The organism is Ferruginibacter paludis, from assembly GCF_030409685.1.
Lineage (GTDB): Bacteria > Bacteroidota > Bacteroidia > Chitinophagales > Chitinophagaceae > Ferruginibacter > Ferruginibacter paludis.
In genome coordinates, this window is the sequence record NZ_JAUFQJ010000003.1 from 70012 (window position 1) to 81029 (window position 11018).

The 11018-nt window shown below is 39.4% G+C and carries 12 protein-coding genes; 6 read left to right on the forward strand and 6 right to left on the reverse strand.

Annotated elements, in window-relative coordinates:
• Positions 1–8 precede the first annotated feature (8 nt).
• Together QWZ08_RS04650 and QWZ08_RS04655 are read left to right on the forward strand one after the other, a co-directional pair.
• Complete coding sequence (locus QWZ08_RS04650) at positions 9–1154, forward strand: glycosyltransferase (RefSeq protein WP_290336072.1); 1146 nt, start codon at positions 9–11, stop codon at positions 1152–1154.
• 2 nt (positions 1155–1156) lie between these two features.
• A complete protein-coding gene (locus QWZ08_RS04655; protein WP_290336073.1) occupies positions 1157–2290 on the forward strand; it encodes a glycosyltransferase in 1134 nt (377 codons plus the stop codon).
• 11 nt (positions 2291–2301) lie between these two features.
• Here the strand turns inward: QWZ08_RS04655 and QWZ08_RS04660 are convergent, their stop codons facing one another.
• Complete coding sequence (locus tag QWZ08_RS04660) at positions 2302–2988, reverse strand: cell division ATP-binding protein FtsE (RefSeq protein ID WP_290336075.1); 687 nt, start codon at positions 2986–2988, stop codon at positions 2302–2304.
• Positions 2989–3308: 320 nt separating this feature from the next.
• On the opposite strand from QWZ08_RS04660, the gene QWZ08_RS04665 reads away from it, so the two are divergent.
• The 3 genes from QWZ08_RS04665 to QWZ08_RS04675 all read left to right on the forward strand — a co-directional run bounded on the left by QWZ08_RS04665 (position 3309) and on the right by QWZ08_RS04675 (position 5980).
• Entirely contained in the window at positions 3309–3665 is a 357-nt protein-coding gene (locus QWZ08_RS04665) for a BlaI/MecI/CopY family transcriptional regulator (protein WP_290336077.1), read from the forward strand.
• Between the two features lie 108 nt (positions 3666–3773).
• Positions 3774–5723: an N-acetylmuramoyl-L-alanine amidase gene (locus QWZ08_RS04670; RefSeq protein ID WP_290336078.1), complete on the forward strand. Its 1950-nt coding sequence runs from the start codon at positions 3774–3776 to the stop codon at positions 5721–5723.
• A gap of 65 nt (positions 5724–5788) precedes the next feature.
• Positions 5789–5980 (forward strand): hypothetical protein, encoded by a 192-nt coding sequence (locus QWZ08_RS04675; RefSeq protein ID WP_290336079.1) that lies wholly within the window; start codon positions 5789–5791, stop codon positions 5978–5980.
• Positions 5981–6085: 105 nt separating this feature from the next.
• Here QWZ08_RS04675 and QWZ08_RS04680 read toward each other — a convergent pair whose 3' ends face one another.
• Positions 6086–7267, reverse strand: coding sequence for an AIR synthase-related protein (locus tag QWZ08_RS04680; RefSeq protein WP_290336080.1), 1182 nt, complete (start codon positions 7265–7267; stop codon positions 6086–6088).
• An 82-nt stretch (positions 7268–7349) separates the two neighbouring features.
• On the opposite strand from QWZ08_RS04680, the gene QWZ08_RS04685 reads away from it, so the two are divergent.
• Entirely contained in the window at positions 7350–8288 is a 939-nt protein-coding gene (locus tag QWZ08_RS04685) for a bifunctional riboflavin kinase/FAD synthetase (RefSeq protein WP_290336081.1), read from the forward strand.
• A gap of 253 nt (positions 8289–8541) precedes the next feature.
• On the opposite strand, the gene holA is transcribed toward QWZ08_RS04685, so the two are convergent.
• From holA to QWZ08_RS04705, 4 genes are all read right to left on the reverse strand, one after another.
• Positions 8542–9540, reverse strand: coding sequence for a DNA polymerase III subunit delta (gene holA, locus QWZ08_RS04690; RefSeq protein WP_290336082.1), 999 nt, complete (start codon positions 9538–9540; stop codon positions 8542–8544).
• Between the two features lie 353 nt (positions 9541–9893).
• A complete protein-coding gene (locus QWZ08_RS04695) occupies positions 9894–10142 on the reverse strand; it encodes a hypothetical protein (RefSeq protein ID WP_290336083.1) in 249 nt (82 codons plus the stop codon).
• An 87-nt stretch (positions 10143–10229) separates the two neighbouring features.
• On the reverse strand, positions 10230–10487 hold the full coding sequence (locus QWZ08_RS04700; RefSeq protein ID WP_290336084.1) for a hypothetical protein: 258 nt from the start codon (positions 10485–10487) through the stop codon (positions 10230–10232).
• Positions 10488–10748: 261 nt separating this feature from the next.
• Complete coding sequence (locus tag QWZ08_RS04705) at positions 10749–11009, reverse strand: GlsB/YeaQ/YmgE family stress response membrane protein (RefSeq protein ID WP_290336085.1); 261 nt, start codon at positions 11007–11009, stop codon at positions 10749–10751.
• Between the last annotated feature and the right edge of the window lie 9 nt (positions 11010–11018).

The following is an 11018-nucleotide window of genomic DNA, read 5'->3' on the forward strand; positions in this document are numbered from 1 at the left end:
CTATTTTCATGAACAATAACAAGTCAAATATCCATGCAGGCAAAACCATGCTTCCCCAAAAAGCAAAAAGAATATTTTGTACCGTAACTACAGACCTTACGTACGATCAGCGTATGATCCGCATTTGCACTTCCCTTGCCGAAGCCGGATACGATGTTACCCTGGTGGGTCGCCAAATGAAAAATTCCATACCACTAGCACCACAGCCTTTTGAGCAAAAAAGAATAAGCTGCTTTGTTGAAAAAGGTAAAATGTTTTATGCAGCTTATAACTTCAGGTTGTTCTTTTTTCTGTTATTCAAAAAAATGGATTGCATTGTATCTATCGACCTGGATACCATTCTGCCCTGCTATTTTATCTCCCGGATAAAAAATATAAAAAGGGTATATGATGCACATGAGTTGTTTTGTGAGATGAAAGAAATTGCCACCCGCCCGCCCATCTATGCAACGTGGAAAAGAATAGAAAAATTTGCCGTACCGAAATTTCCGCATGGCTATACTGTGAACCAGCCCATTGCCGGGGAATTCAACAAAATGTATGGCGTACAATACGAAGTGATAAGAAATATTGCATTGGTAAGAACCCTGCCATTACAAACAAAAACTGAAAAATTTATTTTGTACCAGGGAGCGGTAAACGAAGGCCGTTGTTTTGAAACGTTGATACCTGCAATGAAATTGGTAGACAGCAAATTAATCATTTGCGGTGATGGCAATTTTATGGAGCAGGCAAGGCAACTGGTTGCAAAAAATAACCTGCAGCAAAAAGTAATTTTTAAAGGAAAGATAACACCAGCCGAACTAAGAACCATTACACAGCAGGCTTATATCGGCGTAACACTTTTTGATGATGCCGGATTAAGCAACTATTATTCCCTTGCCAACCGCTTTTTCGACTACCTGCATGCAGGTATTCCGCAATTGTGCGTTAACTATCCGGTTTACAGAGAAATCAATGAGCAGCTACCAATCGCAGTGCTTGTCGACGATACCAGTACCACAAACCTTGCCCGGCAACTGAACAATTTACTCCACAACGAAGTTTTACATAGTGAGCTGCGAGCCAATTGCCTTAAAGCAAGGGAAATATACAACTGGCAGCAGGAATCAAAAAAGCTGGTTGAATTTTATAACAGGTTGCTGGCAAATTAACAATGGCGGAAAGACATTTACATATCATTACACACGATGTGCCCTGGCCGGCAGACTTTGGCGGCGTTATGGACCTGTTCTATAAAATAAAAACCCTGCACCAGAACGACGTTAAAATTTACCTGCACTGTTTTGTGAATGAAAGGCCAAGACAGGAAGAGTTAAATAAATACTGCGCCAAGGTTTATTATTATCAACGCAAAAAAAGCTGGACCCGTTTTTCTTTTCGTGTACCCTTTATCGTTAGTACAAGAAAATCAGCGGAACTGCTGAAGAATCTGCAACAAGACAACTATCCCGTTTTAATTGAAGGCGTACATTGTTCCTGGCATTTATATACAGGTCATCTAAGCAACCGTATCGTATTGTTACGCCTGCACAATGCCGAGTTTGAATATTATCATCAGCTGGCCCTGCATGAAAGCAGCCCGTTGAAAAGAATGTATTACCAGCATGAAAGTTCGCTGCTAAAAAAATATGAAAACAAACTGGCCGGTAAAGTAAATATCAATGCGGTTAGTGCGCAGGATGTAGCCTTGTACCAGCAAAATTTTAAAGCCAAACACATCGATCACCTGCCCGTTTTTCTGCCGTATGAAAAGGCGGCGGGAAGGGAAGGTAACGGCTGCTTTTGTCTGTACCATGCCAACCTCGCCATCAATGAAAACGAAGCTGCGGCGATTTGGTTACTGCAGGAAGTTTTTCAGGATCTCGAAATTCCATTTGTAATTGCCGGTAAAAACCCATCTCAAAAACTGGAGTTTATGGCCCACCAGCATGCGCATACCTGTCTTGTATCAAATCCATCCGACAAGGAGCTGCATGACATGATTGCAAAAGCGCAGATAAATATTTTACCTTCTTTTAATAACACCGGTGTAAAACTAAAATTACTAAACGCACTTTACAACGGCAGGCATTGCCTGGTGAATCAAGCCGGGGTAACAGGATCTGGTTTGGACAACCTTTGCACCATTGCAGAAACGGCAGAGGAATTTAAAAACACTATCAAAAAATTGTACATAAAGCCTTATGCATTGGAGGAAAATGAGAACAGGCAACAGGTGTTGAAGCGATTGTATAACAATCAAAAAAATGCAGACAAGCTAATCGAAATTTTCTGGAGTCAGCAGTAAGAATATACTTTTTACATAGTAATACTGGCATTGTCCAGCACTTTACCTCTTTCGGTTTTAATCGTTCTTGCAGGAAATTTATTGATCACCATATAATCATGCGTGGCCATTACAATGGCAGTATTATAGTCTTTGCAAATACTGAACAGCAACTGCATAATCTCGTCACTTGTTTCAGGATCCAGGTTCCCGGTAGGCTCATCGGCCAATATTAATTTAGGCGAATTCAGCAAAGCTCTCGCTACATCAATTCGCTGTTGTTCGCCACCACTCAACTCAAAAGGCATTTTAAAACCCTTTGTTTTCAATCCCACTTTTTCCAGCACGTCATTTATCTTTTCATCCATCAGCTTCTCATCTTTCCAACCCGTAGCTTTCAAAACAAACTTCAGGTTATTGTTTACATTCCTGTCAGTAAGCAACTGAAAATCCTGGAACACAACGCCCAGGTTACGGCGCAGGAAAGGTACTTTTTTCCAGTCGAGTTCCTTCAGGTTATAGCCCACCACCGTTCCCTCACCTTCTTTAAAATCAAGATCGCCATACAATGTTTTTAGCAGGCTGCTTTTACCGGTTCCGGTCTTGCCTACCAGGTATACAAACTCTCCTTTATCCACGGTAATATTTACGTCACTTAAAATAAGGTTAGCACCCTGGTAAATATTTGCGTTCTTTAATTCAATTAAGGCCTGAGACATGGTTTGTTTGTGTTTTGTAGTTGTTATTTATTTTACCGGCAGTTGTATTTTATGGCGACATCGTTGTGTCACTCACTTGTACATTTATAGCTTTTAGCATCCCCTTCAATTCGTAAAAGCTTTCTGCAATCAGCTTACTACTCAGGCGGTCCGACTTTCGGTGCCGACCGCCGCGGATGCAAATTTAACCCAATGAATCCCTGCAATAAAAATTAATTTTTCCAAAGGTAAATGTTAAATCTGTTTAATAACTAAATAAATAGTTGTAAAACTAAATTATTAGTTATAGGTTTGTTTCACAAAATTAATAATGATTTTAAATGAAGACATTAACCAAAGCAGAAGAGCAAATCATGCAGGTGATCTGGAAACTGGAGAAAGCATTTTTAAAAGAGATCATCGAAGAACTGCCCAACCCCAAACCGCACAGCAATACAGTTGCCACCATCATAAAAATTTTGACAGAAAAAGATTTTGTAGGCCTGAAAGTGTTTGGCCGCATGCACCAGTACTATCCGCTTGTAAGCAAAGATTCCTACAGTAAAAGCAGTATGAAGAGTTTGGTAAAAGGCTACTTTGAAGGCAATTTCAGCAATGCCGTTTCCTTTATGGTAAAAGAAAACAATTTAAGTATTGATGAGCTGGAGCTGTTACTGAAGCAACTAAAAAAGAAATAAGCGCTTTAATTAATTAAAAATTAATAATTAATAATTAATAATTCTTTCAACCAGGTAACACTTACTTACAACTTAGAACCCACTACTTATAACTTATAACTATTTCCCATGCTTGTATTCGCATTTTACGTGTTGAAAGTTATTATTTGCTCAGGCGTTTTGTTTGGGTATTACTGGCTGTTGTTACGCAATAAAATATTTCACCAGTACAACCGGTTTTATTTGCTTGTGACTATTGTGTTGTCTTTGCTGGCGCCGCTTGTTCAAATCAATATCCAGCATCATGCAGACGCACCTGCTGCAAGCATTAAAATATTGCAGGTAGTCAGCAGCAGCAACGAATATTTGGATGAAATTGTATTAACCGCCCGCCGTGATAATTTCTCTGCTGAACAGTTTGCATCCCTGTTATATAGCCTGGTATGCTGCGTCTTCTTTATACTATTTATACAGGTGTTGCTAAAAATCCGTACCCTCTTAAAACATCACCGGCAAACAATTGTGGACAATATCCACTTTGTAAATACAACAGCAAAAGGAACGCCCTTTTCTTTTTTGCAATACATTTTCTGGAACGACCATATTGATATTAATACCTCCACCGGCAACCAGATTTTTAAACATGAGCTGGCGCATGTACAGCAAAAACACAGTTACGATAAATTATTTATCAATGCAGTGCTGATCTTTTTCTGGTGCAATCCTTTATTCTGGATGCTACGTAAAGAACTAAACATGATCCACGAATTTATGGCCGACAAAATAGCCGTGGAAGACAGCGACACAGAAGCTTTTGCCGCCATGATTTTGCAGGCTACCTATCCGCAACACCGATTTCCTTTAACCAATCCCTTTTTCTATTCACCCATAAAACGACGATTACTTATGTTGACAAAAAACAAAAATCCCAGAGCAGGCTACATCGGCCGTGTGCTTGTATTGCCCGTTGCTGCCTTATTGTTCGCAGCATTTACCTTAAAAACAAAAAACATCATTACCGCCCCTGTTTACCATGGTAAAAAAATTACAGTGGTGCTGGATGCAGGCCATGGTGGTCAAGATTTTGGCGCAGCCAGCACAGACGGAAAAATTTTAGAAAAAAACCTCAACCTTTCTATCGCAAAGAAAATAAAAGCGCTGAACTCCAACCAGGATATCAACCTTGTCCTAAGCAGGGAAACTGACATTTATCAAAGTCCTAAAGAGAAGGCTGATTTCAGTAAAGCGCAAAACCCGGACCTCTTTATCAGCATCCATATTGATGCTGCATCAAAAGATTCAGTCAACATAAAAAGCGGTATGAGCGTTTTTGTTGCCAGGGAAAGCGATGGAAATACATACCCCAGCAAATTATTCGCTTCGGCCATCATCAATGAGTTTACGAATGATTATAAAATACCGGTAAATAAATTACCAGCGCAGCAAGAAATGGGAATATGGGTTTTAAAACAAAGTATTTGTCCGGCTGTTTTAATTGAAGCCGGGTATATCACTAACAAAAGAGATTTGGCCTACATGCAAACAGAAGCGGCAAAAGAAACCATGGCAAAAAATGTGTTGGCTGCAATTGAAAAATATGCGCTTTTGCAAAGTAATAATCCTAATGGTTTAAATGCAAATACTGATACAACGACTGTTGCCATAAATTTAAAAGCTAAAAAGGTGTCGCGAAAAGTTGAAGGCATCATCGCTGAAACTGCCGAAGGAGATATTGTCATAAATTCGGTTCCTAAAATATTATTGTTTATTAATGGCAAAAAAAAGGAGATTGGATCATTAAAAAATATGACTATAACAGCAACCAACGTTATAATGTACACGGGACAAAATAAAGAAGCTATCTCGAAATTTGGGCGGGATGCAGGCAATGGTGTGGTCATTTTTGAAAATACGGTAATAGAAAAAAATGCACTTGCCGATAATAAAATAAATCTAATTGTTGATGAAGCGCTTATTATTGATGACAAAGTCAAACTAGTTTCCCCAGTTCAATCTCAGAAGCATGCTAATGCATCTTTAGCCATCCGGCACGGAAAAAAACAGAAATTAAAAAAGTAGATACCCAATTTGATACAACAGTTCCCTTAAAAATAATATCATCAGTAGACGACAAAAACGGCAATTTGATTACTCCAATGTACATCATCAATGGTGAAGAAAAAAACGAGGAAGCTATGAAGAATGCTATTGCAAATGACAATATCGAAAAGATAGAAGTACTATATAAAGAAAAAGCTGTGCCTATTTATGGTGAAAGGGCAAAGAATAGTGTGGTGCTTGTTACCACAAAAAAGCAAATTGTTCAGCCGCAATAACAAGAAGAGCGGGACTGTATTATTAAGAAGTGACAGTTATTTGATAACTATTTACTTACAACAAGGTTGACAACTTTTAAACAGTCGTCAACCTTGTTGTAAGCATCAATAAACAATCTCTTCGTCTTTCAATTTTATCACGAGTTCTTTTTTATCATTCGCTTCTACCCTGCCGATTACCTGTGCATCGATGTTGAAAGTTTTAGCAGTTGATATCATTAACTCCGCATCTTCAGCCGCACAATAAATTTCCAGACGGCAGCCCATGTTAAACACTTCGTACATCTCCCGGTTGTTGCTACCGCTGCTTTTTTGAATAAGCTTAAAAATTTCCGGTGCTTCAAACAAATTATCTTTTACTATTTTGAAGTTACCTGGCAGATATTTCATGCATTTGGTCTGGCCTCCACCACTGCAATGGATCAGGCCATGTATTTTATCAAACTCATTTTCCAGCAACACTTTTAATACCGGTGCGTAAGTTCTGGTGGGCGATAAAATCAATTTGCCGATGGTTGTTGTGAGTGGTGAGTTGTTAGTGGTGAGTGTGATACTATCGGATAATCTGTGTTCACCGATGTAAACTACGGCTTCATCCAGGCTGGTGTTGTAACTTTCTTTAAAATTATCCGCATAATATTTACTCAGCACATCATGCCTTGCACTGGTAAGGCCATTACTGCCGATGCCGCTGTTATATTCGGTTTCATAGGTAGCCTGTCCGTAACTTGCCAGGCCTACAATTACATCACCTGGTTTAATTTTATCATTGCTGATCACTTTGCTTTTCAGGAAGCGGCAAGCCATGGTGCCATTTACCGCAATCGTACGCACCACATCGCCTACATCTGCCGTTTCACCGCCGAGGTAATGTATATGCACGCCAAAGCTTTTTAATTCATCAAACAGCTGCTGTGAGCCATTGATCACCTGGCTCAACACTTCACCGGGAATGATAGTTTTGTTACGATCGATAGTTGAATTGAAAACAATATTATCGTATACGCCCACGCATAACAAGTCATCCAGGTTCATCACAATAGCATCCTGTGCTATTCCCTTCCACACTGCAATATCACCAGTTTCTTTCCAGTATAAATATGCCAGGATGCTTTTAGTGCCGGCTCCGTCCGCATGCATTACGCTCACATAATCATCGTCACCACCCAAATAGTCAGGGTAAATTTTACAAAACGCATTGACAAACAATCCCTGGTCGAGGTGCTTTGTAGCTGCATGTACTTCTTCTTTCTGTGCTGAAACTCCCCGTTTACTGTAAAGACTCATAAAAATATTTGAACCGCAAAACTAAATTTCAATTTGCAATTATCCATTAATAAATTTTCAGGTAGTTTTGCACCACTAAAAAATGAAAGTTCACTACGATATACAGCACTTACCACCGTTCCGCAATGCCGTCATTACCATCGGCACATTTGATGGCCTGCACAATGGCCACCGCAAGATCATTGAACTGATGCAAAGCGAAGCAGCCAAAGTAAATGGCGAAACGGTGATTATTACGTTTGATCCACACCCAAGACAAATTGTGGCTAAAGAAAGGGCGCCTCTTTTTTTAATCAATACACCGGAAGAAAAAATCAGCCTGCTCGAAAAGTTAAATATTGATCACCTGGTAGTGATTCCTTTTACGGAAGCCTTCGCCAATCAAACTGCAGAAGCCTATATCAGCGATTTTTTAGTAAATACTTTTCATCCGCATACGATTATCATTGGCTATGATCACCGTTTTGGTAAAGGCCGCAGCGGCGATTACAAATTGCTGGAAGAAAAGGCCGCCGAATATCATTACGAAGTAAAAGAAATACCGGTGTACATGCTGGAAGATGTGACCATCAGCTCAACCAAAATTAGAGAAGCCATTTTACAGGGTGATGTGGATACAGCACGCAATTGTTTAGGTTACGATTATTTTTTCAGCGGCATTGTAATTAAAGGCAATCAGCTCGGCCGCACCATTGGCTACCCCACTGCCAACCTGCAGATAAACAATGAAAATAAACTGGTACCTGGTAACGGAGTATATGCTGTTATAATTCAAAATTCAACATTCAACATTCAAAAAGGGGGGATGATGAATATTGGTGTTCGCCCTACCGTGGATGGAACCAACCGGGTGATTGAAGTAAATATTTTTAATTTTGATGAAGCTATTTATGGAGAAACATTGACCATCACACTGATCAAACATCTGCGGAGCGAAGTAAAATTTAACGGGCTGGATGCGCTGAAAGCGCAGCTGGCACTGGATAAGATTGCGGCAATGGAAGCGCTTCCTGAGTTATGAGTTATGAATTATAAGTTATGGGTGCATTAACTTCTCAGCTTCTGCTATTTCCTGCTTAGATATTTCTTCACTGCGTTTGGGCGTTCGGGTTATGGTCCAATAATGTTATTTTGTAAAAGAGTGCGACGCCTGTGAAGCTTAATTGCAGTACATCTGCCGGGCTTCAAAGAAAATAAAAAGCGGACAAAATTATATCCGAGCGATTTACTAAAACTCATCAGCCGATATTCTCCGGCGCGGCGGAGACAGGTTATCATCCCATCATCTTTACCACCATTTCCTTCAGCAAACTGCCATCTGATGTGCCGCTGTCGTTTACGCCAACACTTTTTAAATTGTATTCGTGCAATAAAAGTAAGGCTCTTTCTACTCCTTCATAACCATATATTTTTGCAGTGGCGATGGCTTCTTTTGCGGCGAAGGGATTGTTGTAAAAAAATGGCTTGACTGCATTTTCGCTTTTGTCCGTCATACCAAAAATAATGTAGAGTTTGCTGAAATAACCATACAGCGCGGGCAACACCAATTGTATGGGTGCGGCTTTGGGATTGCCATCAAAATACTGGATGATGCGGATGGCTTTTGCCAGGTCTTTTTTACTCATGGCGGCCTGCAGCTCAAAAGCATTATACTCTTTACTTACGCCAACATATTTTTCAATATCATCTTCAGTGATGGTTTTGCGTTGGCCGAGGTTGACCGTAATCTTTTCCAACTCATTTACAATACGGTTCAGGTCGTTGCCAAGGTGATCTACCAGTAACAAAACACCCTTCTGCGACATGCTGAAATCCTGCGCTTTGATATACTCCGTAACCCATTCTACCAGCTTGTATTCTTTGATCTTTTCTGAGGTAAATACTTCACCATCTTTCTTAATCGTCTTGTATAACTTGGTACGTTTGTCGAGCGTTTTTTCTTTATAGCTTACTACAAAAATGGTGGATGCAAGTGGATGTTCGATATAATTTTCCAGTTTATCAATGTCCTTCATTTGCTGGGCTTCCTTCAGCAGCACCACCTGCTTTTCAGCAAACATGGGATAGCGCATACAGGCATTTACAATGTCGCTCCAGTTGGCATCTTTGCCATAAAATACAGACAGGTTAAAACCTGCCTCACTTTCCGGCAACAGGTGATGCTCGGCATAGTTCATAATTTTATCTATGTAATAATCTTCCTCTCCTTCCAGCCAGTACACCGGCTTAAATGATCTTTTTTTCCAATCGCCTAAAATTTTTTCTGCAGACATGTGAGTTATAAAGTTTTTATTTCAGTTACACCAATACGGATGGCTTATGGCTGATTTTGTGATGTCTGATTTTTTTCTTTTGTGAATTACTTGCCTGATGTGGAAACAACAAAAATTAAAAATTTCGGAAGGTGTTTCGCGGCTTTCTCTGTCGCAAAAAATTTATTTTTTTTTTCGTTCCCCATTAATTTAATTACGTGTTGAGGGTGCAAGTTATATGATTTGGGTTTTGCAGAATGTTTATTAATAGCACAAACAACAAACAGAAATTCTAATTAACACTGTAAATTTTTGAATCTGACGTGTAAGTTAACGATCAAACGAATCGAGGAATCAGACATCAGACATAAAATTTATTTACCACTCTTCCACTGCTTCAAATGTTCCACCACTTCTTCCTGGCGTTTTAATTCTTCGGCTTCAATTTCTTTCATATCATCTTCTATTTCGTTCCATTCTTCATCTGTCAATTCATCTTCCACTACCGAAGAAGGGTTGTTAAATTTGATTACCACATCATGCAATACCTGCAATGCAGCCTCATTGTCCATACCCATCACTATGTTTATGATTTTCTGTTTTACTATTTCAATGCTTGTCATAAAAAAGATTTGTATAAAATTAAAACATTAGGCATAAAAAAAGATACCTCTTTACAAGGTATCTTATCAAATAATTTTGCAATAAAATTAAATTCTTTTTGGAATAATCATATTCAACAAGGTCAATAAAAAGAATGCACCAAAGGCTGCCGTTAAAACATATCCCTGCCAATCCTGTCCGGAATTAATGCCAGTTGCAGCACAAACCACGTATCCTATCAAGCCACCGAAAATACCTGCCAGTACGCTTGCATTTAATTCCAGGTTATTGCCTTTAAATAATTTTCCTACCCAGCCGGCAAGTGCGCCATACGTTAATACAATTATAATTGCTAATGCTTCCATACTGTTTTCCTTAAAGGATTAAATAATAAAACGAATATTGTATGAGTTGCAATCCGCCTGCCAATTTTATCTATTCACAATACGAATGAAAACAAGGGAAAATAGGGGAAATCGGGTATCGGATTCTACAGGTATTGATATGTAACGAACAAATGGTCATTTTATTTTAATGCAGTATCCTTTGGACCAACTAGACGTTGACGGACAGGCACAAAAAAAGACGCCTTTAATAAAGCGCCTTGTGATCATTTTTTCCCCTTATCAAATTCGTCGCGGAATAATTAAATTCAGTACTGCGAGCAAGATACAGGCCCCAATACCGGCGGTTAAAATGTAACCTATCCATCCGCCTCCAAGGCTAATATGCAGCAAGCCGAATAACCAGTATCCGACAAAGCCTCCCAAAATTCCTACTATGATATTTCCGATCAACCCAAGTCCGCTTCCCTGGAATAATTGTGACCCCAGCCAGCCGGCGATTGCGCCTAAAATAAGTGTGATGATAATTGCCTGTGCTTCCATGATTTTTTG